The sequence below is a fragment of the Bifidobacterium eulemuris genome (assembly GCF_014898155.1).
Classification (GTDB): Bacteria; Actinomycetota; Actinomycetes; order Actinomycetales; family Bifidobacteriaceae; genus Bifidobacterium; species Bifidobacterium eulemuris.
The window spans coordinates 1760004-1776255 of sequence record NZ_CP062938.1 but is presented as its reverse complement, the minus strand read 5'-3'; the positions used below and the strand labels follow the sequence as shown (position 1 = coordinate 1776255).

Below are 16252 nucleotides of genomic sequence, written 5' to 3'. Positions count from 1 at the left end.
TTTCAGTCTAGTCGTGTTCCGGTTCGACGATGCCGACGGTTATGGAACACTTGGTGTTTCACGTGAAACACCATCACGATCGATGTTCAGTTATAGAGTCATGGCCGCCGAAGAACTCGGCGGCCATATCACGGTCATTTCTTCTTGCGCTTACGCTGGGGCTGCTGGCGCTGATAGCCCTGGACCTGCTTGCGCTCCGCCTCTTCCTTGGCCTTGATCAGCGCCTCCTCTTCAAGGGAGGGCTCTCCGGCACGGGCGCGCTTCTCGTTCTCATGCTTGTGGTCGCGAATCTTCTTCGCCTCCGCAGCGGGCGAGCCGGGAGTCGGGAAAGCGTAGACCTGCCACATGGAACGCAGCAAATTGCAGATGTTGTTGGTCAGCCAGTAGACCAACACGGCGAACGGCATGACAACGCCGGAGAAGATGTACATCACCGGGAACACCCACAGCATCATCTTCTGCATGGTCTCGGCCTGCTTGTTGCCGGCGTTCGGCGCCATATTGCGCTTCATGTTGTTGTACTGCATGAACCACATGCAGGCGCACATCAGGAACACGAAGATACCGATGATGATTTTGCCGTGCGTGGCGGAGCTGTTGAAGGTGTCGGTGACGTTCACGCCGAACACCGTGGTCTGGGAGAATTGCTGGGCGGTCTCGACATCGAAGGCGCCCAACGCGTCGCGCTTGCCCTCGGCGATGTAGGGAATGGCCGAAAGCGTGTAGAACATGCACATGAACACAGGGCCCTGCACCAACATCGGCAGGCAGGAGCCGGCCGGATTGGCGTTGTTGTCCTGGTACAGCTTCATCATCTCACGGCTCATGGCCTCTTTACTGGCCTGGTCCGTCTTGCCTTTGTACTTGTTCTGAATGCGCTGCATCTTCGGCTGGATCGCCTGCATATTGCGCATCGACAACATCTGCTTGTAATAGATGGGGAAGATGCACGCATGCACCACCAGCACCAGGAAGATGATCGACAGCACCCACGAGAAGCCGATCGGATTCATACCGATGGCGACCAGCAGATTATGGAAGATATCCATGATCTGGGTCATCAGCCACTCGACCGGCGTCAAAATCTTGTACAGCCAGCCCCAAAAGCCGCTATCCAGAAGGAATTGATCTGTATTCATGATGGAATCCTCTACTTGTCAACCGGTAACGGCGTCAATCGTGGCTCTTCGTGGGCTTTCGACCAACGGAACCGGTACAGCACGGAATACCGTTGGGGAACATCGTCGATGCCGCCTCGGCTCCACGGCCTGCATCGCAGCAAACGCAGCACCGCCAACACGCCACCCCGCCATGCGCCGTAACGCCGCAAGGCTTCGATCGCGTAGTTGGAGCAGCTGGGGTAATAGCGACAGCACGGCACGGCACGGTTGACCGACCAGTGGCGCTGATACCAACGCACCGCCCGGATCATTCCTCGTGCCGCCATACTCATCGCGCATCCACCGTCTTCCTGGCGATGGCGCCAAACGAGGAGCGAACCTGCTCATCCAACGATTGGAAGGAGGCGGTGGCGGCTGAAGGCTTGGCCCTCATCACCACATCGCATCGTTCAGGCAGCTCATCTTCGTATTGGCGGGCCAATACGCGGAACCGACGTTTCACCGCATTGCGGGCGACCGCATTGCCAACCGATTTGGACACCGCAAGTCCCAAACGACGCTCCCGCAACGAACTGGAATCGTCGCGCACCACAAAGTGCACGACGATATCGTTCCGGGATACTTTACGACGCCGTTTCAGTACGGTGACAAAGTCACGATGGCTTTTCAGCCGCTCCACTTGCGTGTGCCGAGCCGAATGGATCAGGCGGAGAGGGACTTGCGGCCCTTGGCGCGACGACGGTTGATCACAGCGCGGCCGGAGCGGGTGCGCATGCGCAGGCGGAAGCCGTGCTTCATGTGACGACGACGGTTGTTCGGCTGGAAGGTCCTCTTCATGGTTCTTAGTCTCCTAGGTCATTCAGCCACGCTTACGCGCGGCTCTCACGTGAGTCAAGCTCTACCAAGGTACTCTTACCCCTGCCCCGAAGTCAAAATCCCAGACGGGTCGTTCACATTTCCTCAGGGGCCCCTAAAAGGGTATAGGGCGTGGTTTCGTTGGAAAATAGCCCCAACAGGCTCGAAAGTTATCCACAAATTACACGAATGTTATTCACATTTGGGCTATTCCAACACGCGCGCCGGTGGATAACTCGACGAAAAAAGAGTAAACATAGCCTACTGTATTACTTCGTGTGTTAGTTCTGCTTCGAGAGGAAGGGCCACTATGGCAGATCAGCCGAATGACCCCGCCATCGAAGCGGCGCGAATATGGTCGGATGTTCTGGCAATTATGAAAGCCAAGCCTTCGCTTACCCCCCGCCATCGTGGATGGTTGGAGGGGGTGGTGGCCGAAGGCGTGTTCGGACCGACCATCGTGTTGTGCGTGGAGAACAACGCCACATTATCCGCGTTGCAGGGCGAATTGAACGATCCTCTGCTCAGCGCGTTGAAGCTGGCCACCGGACAGGATATGTTCCCCGCCTTCAAAGTGGCGCCGCCCAAAGTGGAGCATGAGCCCCGGCTCGACACGCCTTTCCCCGTCAGCGCCCCGCCCTCCATCGACGATATGGGCCACGATCCCTTCGGATCGGCGCAACCCCTGCCCGAGCCGACCGCCGCGCCCGAGCCGCAACCGCGGTATTCGGTGGGGCATAAGGTGGAGCGTGATCCGGAAACCCACCTCAATAAGAACTTCACCTTCGATTCCTTCGTGCCGGGCGATTCCAACCGCTTCGCAAGAACCGTGGCGTTGGCGGTGGCCGAGGGATCGGGGCAGGATTTCAATCCTTTGTGTATCTATGGCGGATCCGGATTGGGCAAAACCCATCTGTTGAACGCCATCGGCAACTACGCGCTAGTCAAGGACCCCTCGTTGAAGGTGAGATACGTCACCAGCGAGGAGTTCACCAACGAATTCATCGAAGCGTTGCAGGATCCCAGCAAGAACCAGGGCCAGATCAACGAATTCAATCGTCGGTATCGCCAGGTCGACGTGCTGCTGATCGACGACATCCAGTTCCTGGGCAATAAGGAAGCCACGCTCGACCAGTTCTTCCACACTTTCAACGCGCTTCATCAGGCGAACAAACGCATCGTGATTGCCTCCGACGTGGCGCCGAAGAATCTTAAGGGTTTCGAGGCCCGCCTGATCTCGCGCTTCGAATCCGGCTTGACCGTGGACGTCAAGCCGCCGGATCTGGAGACGCGTATCGCGATTCTGCGTATGATCGCCTCGATCAACGGGTCGAAAATCCCCAGCGACGTGCTCGATCTGATCGCGGAACGCTTCACCGAGAACATCCGCGAACTCGAGGGCGCGCTCACCCGCGTCACCGCGGTCGCCTCCTTAAGCAACCAGCCCGTCACCCGGCCATTGGCCGAGCAGACGCTGCAGGATTTCTTCACCACCGATGTGGAAATCAAGCCGGCAGACATCATCGGCCAGGTCGCCAAATACTTCCACCTCACCTTCGACGATCTGGTCGGGCGCGCGCGTACGAAGAATGTGGCGCTGGCCAGACAGATCGCCATGTATCTCTCCCGCGAGATGACCAGCATGAGCCTGTTCGATATCGGCCAGGTGTTCGGCGGCAAGGACCACACCACGGTGATGCACGCCTATAACCGCATCAGCACGGATATGCAGGAGAAACCCGAGGTCTATAACTACGTTATGGAGCTCACCATGCGCTTGAAGCAGCATTCCGGCGAATAGTCGTTTTCTTTTCTGATCAAAACCCGGTAGAGCAATATTCACGAAACTCAGAGGGATTGTTGTCTTTTGAGATCCTTCGACTCCACTTCGTTCCGCTCAGGATGACGAAGAAAGTCACGTTCCGCTCAGGATGACGAAAATGGTCGCTCAGAGCGACGGAGAAATTCGTTCGGACACGAAATCTCTTAGAATCCGTTTCACAGACGAAAAACGGGCTTTTTTCGTTTCCTGGATCGATTGTGCTCGACAAGGGCCTTTCGGGCTCCCCGTTTTCGACGCAACACGCCGATGATCCGCCCCTTTATAGGCCTAAGTTATCCACATACTTATTCACAAATGTGGGTAAACTCGGCGGATAACTCGTGGGATAACCCCTAAATTTCGGTGGATAACTCGTGTATTACTGCATTCCGATTGTGGATAACTTCAAATCCGAAAATCCCCGGTGGATAACTCGGCGACTTATCCACATTCTATACAGGGGTTATCCACATTGCCGAGCCTCTTCTGAGCCCTTGCAAACAGCCGCCGGCACCCACTTATTCACATTATCCACAGCCCTTATTGTTGTGACTACTTACTGTTCTTCTGAATTCATCATCATCGTCACAATAGGGCCCGCCTATCGCACGTTCCTGACTTGCCCAACCCATGGCTAGAATGTTCACAGCACCATCGAAGCGAAACGAGGCATCATGAAAGTCGAAATCGATTCCGCGGCACTGGCCGAAGCCGTAGCCTGGACCACCCGCGTCATCGACTCCCGTCCGTCGAACCCGATTCTCGCGGGCATCCGCATCGAGGCCGCCGATGGCACTCTGCGCCTGAACGCCTTCAACTACGAGATCTCCGCACGCGACCATATCGAGGCCGGTATCGATGAGGCCGGTTCCGTGCTCGTCCAGGGCAAACTGCTCGCGGATATCACCAAGGCGCTGGCCGGCGAGAAAACCTATCTCGAAACCTCCGACGCCACGATGACCATCAGCTCCGGCAAGTCGACGTTCACGCTGCAGCTGATGCCCGACTCGGAATACCCCGATCTGCCGGCCGTGCCGGACAAGCTCGGCCAGGTCGACGCCCCCACCTTCGTGCAGGCCATCGCCCAGGCGTCCGTCGCCGTCTCACGTGAGGAGAACCGCCCGGTGCTCACCGGCGTGCGTGTGGAATTCCAGGGCGACAAAGTCGTGATGACCTCCACCGACCGCTTCCGCCTGTCCCGCGCCAGCTTCTCGTGGACCCCGCAGAACATCGACACGACCACCACCACGCTGGTGCGCGGCTCGCTGCTGCGCGACGTGGCCCGTTCGCTCAACGAACACCAGAACGTGGTCATCGATTTCAACACGGAGAATCCGTCGCTGCTCGGTTTCGAGAACGCCGGCCGCGTCTCGACCTCGCAGCTGATCGATGGCGAATTCCCGGCCGTCGACCGCCTGTTCGCCGACGAATACCCGATTCACGCCATCATCGACAAGCAGTCGCTGATCGGCGCGATCAAGCGTGTGGCCCTGGTGGCCGAGCGCAACGCCCCGATCCGCATGGTCTTCTCCGGTCAGGAGCTCACCCTGTCGGCCGGCGCGGTCGATGAGGCGCAGGCCACCGAAACGCTGGACATCGATATGGACGGCGAGGACATCACCGTGGCGTTCAACCCCTCCTATCTGATCGAAGGTCTGAACGCGATCACCGAACCCTTCGTGCGCATGAAGATGACCACCGCGGTCAAGCCCGTCGAATTCAACGGCCAGCAGGAGGCCGATTCCGAGGAATCCATGGACTACCGCTACCTGCTGGTGCCGATGCGCTTCAACAACTAGTCCCCATGCATGTCTCCCGTCTCGCCCTTGACCGCTTCCGCTCCTGGCACCAGTGCGTGCTGGATCTGAACCCCGGAGTGAACGTGCTGCAAGGGCGGAACGGATTGGGAAAAACGAATATCGTCGAAGCGGTGGAAGTGCTGTCCACAGGCGGCAGCCACCGCGCCTCGTCCTCGCTGCCGCTGATCGAACGGGGGCAGACCAGCGCGGTGATCCGCGCGAACGTCGAGGATGGGGATCGCACCACCACCTATGAGGTGACCATCGCCTCGCGCGGTGCGAACCGCGGACGCGTCAACGGTGGTGCCAGCGTGTATATGCGCGATATCGTCGGCCGCGTGCCATGCGTCACCTTCACCCCGGAGGACCAACGCATGGTGGCGGGGGATCCGGCCACACGACGTGGCTTTCTCGACCAGGCGGGCGTCTTGCTGACGCCGGGATACGCGGCCTTGACGCAGAATTTCGCGAAAATCGGCCGCCAGCGGGCCGCCCTGCTCAAGCAGTTGGGCGACCGCGGCGCGAACGGGGCTTCCGGCGCGGTCGCCAGCATGAACGACGCCGTGCTGTCCGGATTGGAGATCTGGACCGGGCAGTTCATCGAAGCCGGCGTGGAACTGACGAAACGGCGTCATGCGGTGGTGGAGCAACTGGCCGAACCGTTCGCGCGCATCTACGCCGAACTGGCCGGCGAAACCGAACAGGTCGAACTGCGTTACGCCCCCTCCTTCGACGAGGTGATGGCCTTCGACGATCCGGCCCCCCATATATCCCAGCATTTCCAACGCATCTACCCCGGTGAGGTGGCGCGCGGCGTGAACCTCATCGGCCCCCAGCGCGACGATCTGGCGCTGGAGCTCAACGGCATGGCCGCGCGCGAATACGCCTCCAACGGGGAGATGTGGACCATGGCGTTGGCGCTGAAAATGGCGCTGTTCGAAACCGTGGCGCGGGTCACCGACGTCACGCCGATCGTCATCCTCGACGATGTGTTCGCCCAGCTCGACGAGCATCGGCGCAACCAGATCATGGCATTCGCCGCAGGGCAGCCGCAGGTGCTGATCACCGTCGCCGCGGCTAGCGATATGCCCGAGCTGCCCGGAGCCAAAGTGATCGATGTGGCGTCGCTGGTCGGTGGCGATGCGGATGAGACGGCGGTCGTGGAGGATCCCGGTCGGGTCGCTGATGACGCCGATGCCCGCGCCCGCGAAGTTCGGTCCGCCGAGGCTGGAATCGAACGGACAGTCGATGGGCAGGCCGCGCGATGAAACCGCCGGTGGCGAAAAGCCTGCATCTCGACGAACGCAAACTCCCCGCGCAGGTGTTCGAACGGCTGGTCAAACGCGGCGAACTGCTGCGCGACCGCCAACGCAGACGCGAGGAGGCCTGGGAGAATTTCGGCAAGGCTGGGCGCGATCCCAAAGGCTTGGGCGACGTGCTCACGCAGATCTCGGGCGACCCCACCTGGAATACGAATCTGATGGTCGCCAAACTGCGCAACCATTGGGATCAGGTGGTCGGCGAGAATATCGCCCGTCATTCGCAGGTCGCCAGTTTCGTCGACGGCGTGCTCGTCATCCGCGCCGAAACCGGCGTATGGGCCACCCAACTGACCTATCTCATCCCACAGCTCACCGATGTGGTGCGCGAACGTCTCGCCGGACTCGAAGTGCGCGAGATCAGGGTCACCGGGCCTGCCAGCGCACAGTTCAAGCGGCGGTGGGTGCGTTAAGCCTCCGGCGGATTTCCGCCGCGTCTTCCCGCGCCATCATGCGATCGGAGGGCGCCACGAATCGGCCGAAAAGGCTTTGTATACCGGGCTTACGATGAAAACGGGCCTGTAATGGCAACGTCCCCACGGACGAGTAGAATATCGCACAGTATGGGTAAAACGCTCTGAGGGCCGATTTTGTGCGTTCTGGGGCGAGATGCCTTGGCGATAACCCTTCGTACGAAGGCAGGAAGGACAACCTGTGGCGGATTCGCAGGAACAAGCGGCAAGCAAAGAAGACGAACTGAACGCTGCCACCGAACACATCAACACCATGGAACTCAAAGAGGGGGAACTCGACGAGTCCATGACTCCCGAACACTACGACGCCTCCGATCTGCGCGTGCTCGAAGGTCTTGAGGCCGTGCGCATCCGTCCGGGCATGTATATCGGCTCCACCGGCCCGCGCGGCCTGCACCATCTGGTGTACGAGATCGTCGACAACTCCGTCGACGAGGCGCTGGCCGGATACGCCAGCCATATCGAGGTGTCGATTCTGCCCGACAACGGCATCCGCGTGGTCGACGACGGCCGCGGCATCCCCGTCGACGAGGTGCCCGGCGAAGGCATCTCCGGCGTGGAGACCGTGATGACGAAGCTGCACGCCGGCGGCAAGTTCGGCGGCGGCGGATACGCGGTGTCCGGCGGCCTGCACGGCGTGGGCATCTCCGTGGTGAACGCCCTCTCCACCCGCGTGGACATCGAGGTGCGCCGCCAAGGCTTCCACTGGACGCAGACCTATATCGACCAGAAGCCCACCGCCCGCCTGAAGAAGGGCGAGCCGATGGCCGAGGGCGAGTCCACCGGCACCACCGTGACCTTCTGGGCCGATCCGAAGATCTTCGAAACCACCGTCTACGATTTCGAGACGCTGCGTTCGCGCTTCCAGCAGATGGCCTTCCTCAACAAGGGGCTGAAGCTCAGCCTCACCGATGAGCGCCAGGCCGACCAGGCCGGAGACGAGGTAACCGGCGACGGCGAGAACGTCATCGAGGAACTGCACCAGTCCGTGACCTACCAGTACATGAACGGCATCCAGGATTATGTGGACTATCTGGTCAAGTCGCGCAAATCCAATCCGGTGGAGGCCGAGGTCATCAGCTTCGAGGCTGAGGACCTGAAGCTCGGCATCTCCGCCGAGATCGCCATGCAGTGGACCACCGCCTACTCCGAGGCCGTGCACACCTTCGCGAACACCATCTCCACCACCGAAGGCGGCACCCACGAGGAGGGCTTCCGCGCGGCGCTCACCTCGCTGGTCAACCGCTACGCCCGTGAGAAGGGCATCTTGAAGGAGAAGGACGAGAACCTCTCCGGCGACGACGTGCGCGAAGGCCTGACCGCCGTGGTGTCCGTCAAGCTCACCACCCCGCAGTTCGAAGGCCAGACCAAGACGAAACTCGGCAACTCCGAGGCGAAGACCTTCGTGCAGCGCGTGATGACCGACAAGCTCGGCGATTGGTTCGACGCCCACCCCGGCGAGGCGAAGAACATCATCCAGAAGGCCATCGAGGCTTCCCGCGCTCGACTGGCCGCCAAGAAGGCTCGCGAGAACACGCGCCGCAAGTCGATTTTCGAATCCGCCGGCATGCCCGACAAGCTCAAGGACTGCCAGTCGAGCAATCCGGAGGAGTGCGAGCTGTTCATCGTGGAGGGTGATTCCGCAGGCGGCTCCGCCATCCAGGGCCGCAACCCGATCACCCAGGCCATCCTGCCGCTTCGAGGCAAGATCCTCAACACCGAGCGCGCGAGCCTGGACCGCATGATGAAGTCCGACACCATCGAATCGCTGATCACCGCGGTCGGCGGCGGCTATGGCGAGGATTTCGACATCTCCAAGGTGCGCTACCACAAGGTCATCATCATGGCTGATGCCGACGTGGACGGCGCCCATATCGCCACGCTGAACCTGACCCTGTTCTTCCGCTACATGCGGCCGATGATCACCGCCGGCTATGTGTATGTGGCCATGCCGCCGCTCTACCGCCTCAAATGGACCAAGGGCGCGCACGATTTCGTCTACACCGACAAGGAGCGCGACCGCGTGCTCGCCGAAGGCAAGGCCGCCGGCCGCCAGCTGCCCAAGGGCGAAGGCATCCAGCGCTACAAGGGTCTGGGCGAGATGAGCTACCAGGAGCTGTGGGAGACGACCATGGATCCCGAACGCCGCATCCTGAAGCAGATCCACATCGAGGACGCCGCCGCGGCCGACGAGACCTTCTCCATGCTGATGGGCGACGAAGTGGAGCCGCGCCGCCTGTTCATCCAGCGCAACGCCCACGACGCAAGGTTCATTGACGCATGATCGCAATCTTTCCTTCGGAAAGATATAAGCGATCACGCGCGAGTCGGCCGAAGAGGGAGTCCAGTGGACTCCCGTGCCGACGGAGCCAGCCTTATAACAAAACGCAACCACCCGCAGCCCAACCCGTCATCCTGAGCGGAACGCAGTGGAGCCGAAGGATCCCTCGACTTCGCTCGGGATGACGAGAAGAGGCTCGGGATGACGAGCGCGAATAACCACTTGAGTAAGGAATGACTTTGGCAGACGAAAACATGAACAATGAGGCCGCCGAACAGCCCGTGCCGGACGGTTCGCTGGAACCGCTGAGCCCGCAGGAGGCGGACGATACCGACTACGGTCTGATGAGCGGTGAGCGCATCCAGCCCACCGACCTGCAGAAGGAGATGCGCGAATCCTATCTGGCATACGCGCTTTCCGTCATCGTCGAACGCGCCCTGCCGGACGTGCGCGACGGTATGAAGCCCGTGCACCGGCGCGTGGTGTACGCGATGTACGACGGCGGCTACCGTCCCGACCGCGGCTACAACAAGTGCTCGCGCGTCGTGGGCGACGTGATGGGCAAGTACCATCCGCACGGCGACTCCGCCATCTACGACACCCTGGTGCGTATGGCCCAAAGCTGGTCGATGCGCAACATGCTGGTCGACGGCCAGGGCAACTTCGGCTCCCCCGGCGACGACCCGGCCGCCGCCATGCGATACACGGAATGCCGTATGGCGCCGCTGTCCATGGAGATGGTACGCGACATCGACAAGGACACCGTCGACTTCGTGCCCAACTACGACGGCAAAACGCAGGAGCCGACCGTGCTGCCCGCACGCTTCCCGAACCTGCTGGTCAACGGCTCGTCCGGCATCGCCGTCGGCATGGCCACCAACATCCCGCCGCACAACATGCGCGAGGTGGCGGACGGCGTGCATTGGGCGCTCGACCATCCGGAAGCCTCCCGTGAGGAGCTGCTCGAGGCGCTGATCGCCCGCATCAAGGGACCGGACTTCCCCACCGGCGCGACCATCCTGGGCCATAAGGGCATCGAACAGGCCTACCGCACCGGTCGCGGCCTGATCACCATGCGCGCCGTGGTCAATACGGAGGAGATCAAGGGCCGCATGTGCCTGGTGGTCACCGAACTGCCCTACCAGGTGAACCCCGACCGACTGGTCGTCTCCATCCGCGAGGCCGTGCGCGACGGCAAGATCCAAGGCATCGCCGACATGCGCGACGAGACCTCCGGCCGCACCGGCCAGCGCCTCGTGCTCGTGCTCAAGCGCGACGCCGTGCCGAAGGTCGTGCTCAACAACCTGTACAAGCATTCCCAGCTGCAGCAGACCTTCGGCGCGAATATGCTCGCGCTTGTCGACGGCGTGCCGCGCACCCTGAGTTTGGACGCGTTCATCCGCCACTGGGTGAACCACCAACTCGACGTGATCGCCCGCCGTACCGCGTATCTGAAGCGCGAGGCCGAGGAGCGCGACCATATTCTGCAGGGCTACCTGAAGGCCCTCGACATGATCGAAGAGGTCATCGCGCTGATCCGCGCCTCCAAGGATGTGGAGACCGCACGCACCGGCCTGATGGAGCTGCTCGGCGTGGACGAGATCCAGGCCGACGCGATTCTGTCCATGCAGCTGCGCCGCCTCGCCGCGCTCGAACGCGAGAAGATCGAGGACGAGCACAACGAGCTGATGCGCAAAATCGCCGACTATATCGACATCCTCGCCAAGCCGGAACGCCAGCGCAAGATCATCGGCGACGAGCTCGACGAGATCGTGGCCAAGTATTCCGACGAGCGCCGCACCAAGATCCTGCCGTTCAGCGGCGAGATGAACGTCGAGGATCTGATCGCCGAGGAGAACGTGGTGGTCACCGTCACGCACTCCGGCTTCATCAAGCGCACCAAGGCCGACGAATACCGCGCCCAGCATCGCGGCGGCAAGGGCATCAAGGGCACGCGCCTGCGCGAGGACGATGTGGTGGACCACTTCTTCCTCACCTCCACGCACAACTGGCTGCTGTTCTTCACCAACAAGGGCCGCGTGTACCGCATCAAGGCGTACGAGCTGCCCGAGGGATCGCGCGACTCCAAGGGCCAGCATGTGGCGAATCTGCTGCAGTTCGCCTCTGACGAGACGATCCAGACCGTGCTGTCCATCCCGGATTACGAGGTGACGAAGTATCTGGTGCTCGCCACCCGCAGCGGCAAGATCAAGAAGACCGCGTTGGCCGAATACGATTCGCCGCGTCAGGGCGGTCTGATCGCCGTGCGTCTGATGGCCGACGAGAACGGCGAGAACGCCGACGAGCTGATCGGCGCCCGGCTGTGCAACGCCGAGGATGACATCATCCTCGTCTCCAAGCTCGGCATGAGCCTCAAATTCCGCGCCGACGACGACCAGCTGCGCCCGATGGGCCGCCAGACCGCCGGCGTGCAGGGCATGAAGTTCCGCGAAGGCGACGAGCTGCTGGCCATGGATGTGGTCTGGGGCGACACCGACAAGGATCTGCTTGTGGTGACGAACGAGGGCTTCGCCAAGCGTTCGGCCATCAGCGAGTATCGTCTGCAGGGCCGCAACGGCTTCGGCGTCAAGGCCGTGCAGCTGGCCGAGGGGCGCGGCTCCCTGGTCGGCGCGCTGGTCGTCTCCGAGGACGATCAGGTGATGGCCATCATGAAGTCCGGCAAGGTGATCCGCTCCGATGTGGCCGAGGTCAAGCGCACCGGCCGCAACACCCAGGGCGTGACGCTGGCCAAGCCCGACAAGGGCGACGAGATCATCTCCATCGCGCTGAACGCGGAGAAGGACGATGAGGACGAGGCCAAGGACGCCGCCGATGCGACGGCAGCGGACGCGCAGTCGGCGGAATCCGCCGCACCTGCCGCTTCCGAGCCGAGCGAGTCTGCTGAGTCTGCTGAGAATGTGAACAACCCGGAAAGCGCCGAATAATCGTCGCGAAACACTGGTAGCCTCGGCTTGAGGAGCTTCAGGTACAGCGCGAGAAGGAGTCCGACGATGAGCGAGAACATCGTAGACAACGAGTCCGAGATCGAGCATCCGTTCATGGACGATCAGAACGATCAGGAAGGTCACGGAGAGCACGGCGACCATGGCGAGCGTGAGCGGGCCGGCGCGGACGAGAAGCACGAGCCCGTCGCCCGTGTCGCCCGGTCGGCCTCCAAAAGCGCGTCCGCGTCCCCGTCCGCCAGCCGTCCGCGTCCGGTGCGTCGCGGCACTCCGCGAGCCCGCCGCATGAACCTGTCGCTGACCCGCCTCGACGCGTGGTCGGTGGCCAAGGTCACGTTCATGATGTCGATCGCGGGCGGCATCATCCAGGTCGTCGCCACGGCGATCATCTGGCTGATGCTGAACGTCGTGGGCGTGTTCGACCAGATCACGCAGATGGTGTCGTCCACCGGTCTGGACGCCGGCGGACTCGATCTGGAGAACGTGTTCACCCTGAGCACCGTGCTCAGCGCGGTGACGATCTTCTCGATTATCGAAGTCGTGGTGATCACTTTGCTGATGAGCATCGTCGCGCTGATCTACAACGTGGTCAGCTCTTTGGTCGGCGGCATCCACGTCACCCTCGGCGACGACTGATCCGACGACTAAGCATTGTGATGTTGTGATATAGGGCTCCTTCCCAAGGAAGGGGCCCTTCGCATACTGCCGGGCGCGATGGTTGGTTCGCGCGGAGGAGTCTCATACGGCAGGTCGAACACGTCAGGTTGCGACGCCGTCGTTGAGATATTCGCCGATGCGGGATGGCAAAGGCCACCTATCATTCAATCTTGCGTCAATCTATCTTTCAATCTTTCATTTGATAGATTGAAAGATAGATTGACATGTGCCTATTCGTCTGTGACGATTGTGGTTAGGGGGCCGTCACTATGGTTCAGGCATGCAACAGGAACCTCGAATATCGTCCTTTGCCATCGTGGGTGAGTATCCCATCGTCCTGCAGGTTTTTGAGTAGGCGATATGCAGTGAGATAGTTGATGTCGAACAGTTCCATCACCTGCCGTGTGGTGATGATGCCGTTATTGGATTTTGCCAATGAGAGGATTTGGTTCCGGTCCCGATCGGTAGAGGGACTGGCGTTGTTGCTTGTGACGACGATGTCGACTGCCGTATCTGGGCTGTCTGCCAAAGAGTATAGGTCGGCGTCGCATGTCACGGTGCCATCGGCGACCAGCGCTTCGAGCGCGGCGGTGATACGACCTAAATCCAGTGTGGTCGCCTGTCGTATTTCAGTGATGTTGATTTGCCCAGTGGCGCGTATCGCCGCCATGACAAGGAAATCCTCGGTGTTGAGACGGGTGCCTCGCCGTTGTTGAGCTTGATCGAGCATGTCCATGAATCGCGCATCTGGTGTACTCTTGCGCAGGAAGACCACTACGCGCTCATTGGTGGATTGTGAATAATCGGGGAACGGACGTCCTGTTGCTGCGGATCCCGCATAGATTCTGTCCACTCCTCGCCCGGTGCGTTCGACATATCCGCAACGCTTCAATGCATCGGTGAGGGCTCGATTGCGGGGGGTGGGCGTCACGGTTAACAGATTGCTCGCGTCGATGCCGCGCATGAACCCGCCGGGACTTGAGATGGTAAGCCCTATTTCGTCAAGTTGAATATGCACAGGTGCGAGCATAGAGTAATCGCGGTGGCATAGGGCGTTAAGCATCGCTTCCCGCAACGCGTCGCGGTTGTAATCCATGATGTCTTGCTGGGTCATGCCTACCATGCGCTCAGTGGCGTGATTCCATGGTTGCATCAGCTCGTTGAGGCGTGGGATGGCCCGTGTCAGCGGCAGTTGAAGCGTTTCGTCCACGGCGGGTGCGCCGTCCCGCATTACTTGGAATACGACGGTTGCGGTTGGTATGCAACGTTTCAGCGCTTGTTGTTCGCCAATCATCAATAAGCCGGTTATGGTGGGTGTGCTTTCGCCGGTTTGCGAATTGTTGGTGCGGAACCCCAGTGCGCCGTCGAATGTCGCGTCATCCAGTTCAAGCAAGCTTGTGTCGGCGCCCGATGAAAGGATTTGCTCGCGAAGTGCATCCCGGGCGTATGCGTCGAGGTCGTCCAGTCGGGCGCCCGGCGCTGGTTGCGCACTGTAATCGTACTGCCCGATTGATGACAGCCGCGATACGAACTCATATGGATACATGGTCACGACTTCGGGAGTACCGTCCATCTTGATGACGCGATGTGTGACCCTGCCTGCGTTGGAGCATATCAGTTGGGTGCTAGCATCCACGCTGATTCGTACGATGGTCTTGTCATCCGCTTGGATTAGCGAAGGGCGTACCTGTATGGGCGGAACGGTGTGGTTGAACAAGTATGCCGCCAATTGGTCGATGTTGCGATGTTGGTGTGCGACTCCTGTGGGTGTTCCGTCATCCTCGATGCCGAGAAACAAATCGCCGCCGTCCGTGTTTGATAGCGCCACTACGTTATCCACAATTTCGGTGTTAGAGATTGCTCGGGAGGTTTCGCTTTTGAATTCGATGGTCAGGCTTTCCTGTGTTGGTAGCGACATGTTCATCCGATCTGCGGTTGGTTGCCTAATCTATCTTTATTCTATCATTCAATCTATCATATAGGGGGTGGAATGATAGATTGAAAGATAGATTGTGGTGAACGCTGCATTCGGGAAGCGTGGGCGCTTCGTTATGTCAAATCGTTGCGGATGGGCGGCGCGCTACAGTGGGAGGGTGATCGCATATCTGGGTCTGTTCTCCACCTCGTTCATCATCGCCATGGTGTTGTGGCCGTTCGCGGCGGCTGTGCTGGCGCTGCCGATTCTCGCGGGACTGTACCACCGTCATCATCGCCTGCGGCTCACCGCCGATTCCTTCGGCGGAGCCGGTGGGAATCCGGAAACGGGCGAGTGAGCCTCCAATTCGAGTCCGAACCGGGTTCGGTGTGTCGGATGTCGGTTCCGGTTGCATTTGTCTGAAATCGGACTATGATGGCGGTTTGTCCGAGTTCGGACAAATGGATGTCGCATATGGACGGGAGGCGAGATATGGCGGGCGATACGTCGGCTCAACCGGAGCATGATAGGTCGGTTGTGCCGGAACGCGGCATACCGGCGTTGCTGGAGCGGTTCAACCAGATGTGGAAGGAGATCGACCACGCCTATCATGAGGCCGCCCGGCGGTCGGGTCTGTCCGACTGCGGATTCTGCGTGATGTACGGACTGATGTGCTCCGCCGCGCCGATGCCGCAGAAGGAGCTGTCAAGCGATTGGCAGTACAGCAAGCAGACCGTCACCTCAGCGGTACAGCAACTGGAGCGTCGTGGACTGATCATGATCCGTCTGGCCGACGGCAGCCGACGCGACAAGGTGCTCGAACTAACCGAGGACGGACGAAGCTTCGTCGAACGCAATGTGCGGCCCATCGCCGTGGCCGAGCAGACGGCCTTGGAGGAGATCGGCGAAGACAACGCCGAATTGCTCATCGACCTGATGCGGCGGTACACGTCGCTGCTCGACCAGACCATCCGTCAGTAGACGGCAACCACCAGCCGCCATGGGGCGGCGTCAACCATGTATCGAATGCGGATACGAAAAGGAGTG

At 60.6% G+C, this 16252-nt stretch carries 14 protein-coding genes; 9 read left to right on the top strand and 5 right to left on the bottom strand.

All coding sequences use genetic code 11. The features are described from left to right. Positions 1–134: 134 nt before the first annotated feature. Genes yidC through rpmH form a run of 4 tightly spaced genes read right to left on the bottom strand, consistent with a single transcriptional unit; the run spans position 135 to position 1958 of the window. Positions 135–1139: a membrane protein insertase YidC gene (gene yidC, locus BE0216_RS07645; RefSeq protein ID WP_094637494.1), complete on the bottom strand. Its 1005-nt coding sequence runs from the start codon at positions 1137–1139 to the stop codon at positions 135–137. Between the two features lie 11 nt (positions 1140–1150). Further along, positions 1151–1432, bottom strand: coding sequence for a membrane protein insertion efficiency factor YidD (yidD, locus tag BE0216_RS07640; protein ID WP_404801827.1), 282 nt, complete (start codon positions 1430–1432; stop codon positions 1151–1153). 17 nt (positions 1433–1449) lie between these two features. Then, entirely contained in the window at positions 1450–1800 is a 351-nt protein-coding gene (rnpA, locus tag BE0216_RS07635) for a ribonuclease P protein component (protein WP_094637496.1), read from the bottom strand. A 23-nt stretch (positions 1801–1823) separates the two neighbouring features. Further along, positions 1824–1958, bottom strand: a complete 135-nt coding sequence (gene rpmH / locus BE0216_RS07630; RefSeq protein ID WP_007054596.1) for a 50S ribosomal protein L34 — start codon at positions 1956–1958, stop codon at positions 1824–1826. Between the two features lie 328 nt (positions 1959–2286). On the opposite strand from rpmH, the gene dnaA reads away from it, so the two are divergent. The 7 genes from dnaA (at position 2287) to BE0216_RS07595 (ending at position 13269) form a co-directional block, all read left to right on the top strand. Next, positions 2287–3777, top strand: coding sequence for a chromosomal replication initiator protein DnaA (dnaA, locus tag BE0216_RS07625; RefSeq protein WP_094637497.1), 1491 nt, complete (start codon positions 2287–2289; stop codon positions 3775–3777). A gap of 695 nt (positions 3778–4472) precedes the next feature. Beyond that, positions 4473–5597: a DNA polymerase III subunit beta gene (gene dnaN / locus BE0216_RS07620; RefSeq protein WP_094637498.1), complete on the top strand. Its 1125-nt coding sequence runs from the start codon at positions 4473–4475 to the stop codon at positions 5595–5597. Positions 5598–5602: 5 nt separating this feature from the next. After that, complete coding sequence (gene recF / locus BE0216_RS07615) at positions 5603–6865, top strand: DNA replication/repair protein RecF (protein ID WP_094637499.1); 1263 nt, start codon at positions 5603–5605, stop codon at positions 6863–6865. Then, complete coding sequence (locus BE0216_RS07610) at positions 6862–7329, top strand: DUF721 domain-containing protein (RefSeq protein WP_094637500.1); 468 nt, start codon at positions 6862–6864, stop codon at positions 7327–7329. Before recF ends, BE0216_RS07610 begins: the two co-directional genes overlap by 4 nt. Positions 7330–7642: 313 nt before the next feature. Further along, positions 7643–9673 (top strand): DNA topoisomerase (ATP-hydrolyzing) subunit B, encoded by a 2031-nt coding sequence (gene gyrB / locus BE0216_RS07605; RefSeq protein WP_094637536.1) that lies wholly within the window; start codon positions 7643–7645, stop codon positions 9671–9673. Positions 9674–9909: 236 nt separating this feature from the next. Further along, entirely contained in the window at positions 9910–12615 is a 2706-nt protein-coding gene (gene gyrA, locus BE0216_RS07600) for a DNA gyrase subunit A (RefSeq protein ID WP_094637501.1), read from the top strand. A gap of 66 nt (positions 12616–12681) precedes the next feature. Beyond that, positions 12682–13269: a DUF3566 domain-containing protein gene (locus BE0216_RS07595; RefSeq protein WP_169714294.1), complete on the top strand. Its 588-nt coding sequence runs from the start codon at positions 12682–12684 to the stop codon at positions 13267–13269. Positions 13270–13564: 295 nt separating this feature from the next. Here BE0216_RS07595 and BE0216_RS07590 read toward each other — a convergent pair whose 3' ends face one another. Next, entirely contained in the window at positions 13565–15214 is a 1650-nt protein-coding gene (locus BE0216_RS07590; protein ID WP_094637502.1) for an RNA-binding domain-containing protein, read from the bottom strand. A 127-nt stretch (positions 15215–15341) separates the two neighbouring features. On the opposite strand from BE0216_RS07590, the gene BE0216_RS11970 reads away from it, so the two are divergent. Both BE0216_RS11970 and BE0216_RS07580 read left to right on the top strand, forming a co-directional pair. Further along, positions 15342–15563, top strand: coding sequence for a hypothetical protein (locus BE0216_RS11970; RefSeq protein ID WP_226805737.1), 222 nt, complete (start codon positions 15342–15344; stop codon positions 15561–15563). Positions 15564–15697: 134 nt separating this feature from the next. After that, positions 15698–16186 carry a MarR family winged helix-turn-helix transcriptional regulator gene (locus BE0216_RS07580; protein WP_094637503.1) on the top strand — a complete coding sequence of 163 codons (489 nt, stop codon included), beginning with the start codon at positions 15698–15700 and terminating at the stop codon, positions 16184–16186. The last annotated feature ends 66 nt before the right edge of the window (positions 16187–16252 follow it).

Excerpts from the sequence above, each read along its gene's own strand:
- BE0216_RS07580 (WP_094637503.1), top strand. The coding sequence starts at position 15,698 with ATGGCGGGCGATACGTCGGCTCAACCGGAGCATGATAGGTCGGTTGTG.
- rpmH (WP_007054596.1), bottom strand. The coding sequence starts at position 1,958 with ATGAAGAGGACCTTCCAGCCGAACAACCGTCGTCGTCACATGAAGCAC.
- recF (WP_094637499.1), top strand. The coding sequence starts at position 5,603 with ATGCATGTCTCCCGTCTCGCCCTTGACCGCTTCCGCTCCTGGCACCAG.
- BE0216_RS07610 (WP_094637500.1), top strand. The coding sequence starts at position 6,862 with ATGAAACCGCCGGTGGCGAAAAGCCTGCATCTCGACGAACGCAAACTC.
- dnaA (WP_094637497.1), top strand. The coding sequence starts at position 2,287 with ATGGCAGATCAGCCGAATGACCCCGCCATCGAAGCGGCGCGAATATGG.
- BE0216_RS07590 (WP_094637502.1), bottom strand. The coding sequence starts at position 15,214 with ATGAACATGTCGCTACCAACACAGGAAAGCCTGACCATCGAATTCAAA.
- gyrB (WP_094637536.1), top strand. The coding sequence starts at position 7,643 with ATGGAACTCAAAGAGGGGGAACTCGACGAGTCCATGACTCCCGAACAC.
- dnaN (WP_094637498.1), top strand. The coding sequence starts at position 4,473 with ATGAAAGTCGAAATCGATTCCGCGGCACTGGCCGAAGCCGTAGCCTGG.
- yidC (WP_094637494.1), bottom strand. The coding sequence starts at position 1,139 with ATGAATACAGATCAATTCCTTCTGGATAGCGGCTTTTGGGGCTGGCTG.
- BE0216_RS07595 (WP_169714294.1), top strand. The coding sequence starts at position 12,682 with ATGAGCGAGAACATCGTAGACAACGAGTCCGAGATCGAGCATCCGTTC.
- yidD (WP_404801827.1), bottom strand. The coding sequence starts at position 1,432 with ATGATCCGGGCGGTGCGTTGGTATCAGCGCCACTGGTCGGTCAACCGT.
- BE0216_RS11970 (WP_226805737.1), top strand. The coding sequence starts at position 15,342 with ATGTCAAATCGTTGCGGATGGGCGGCGCGCTACAGTGGGAGGGTGATC.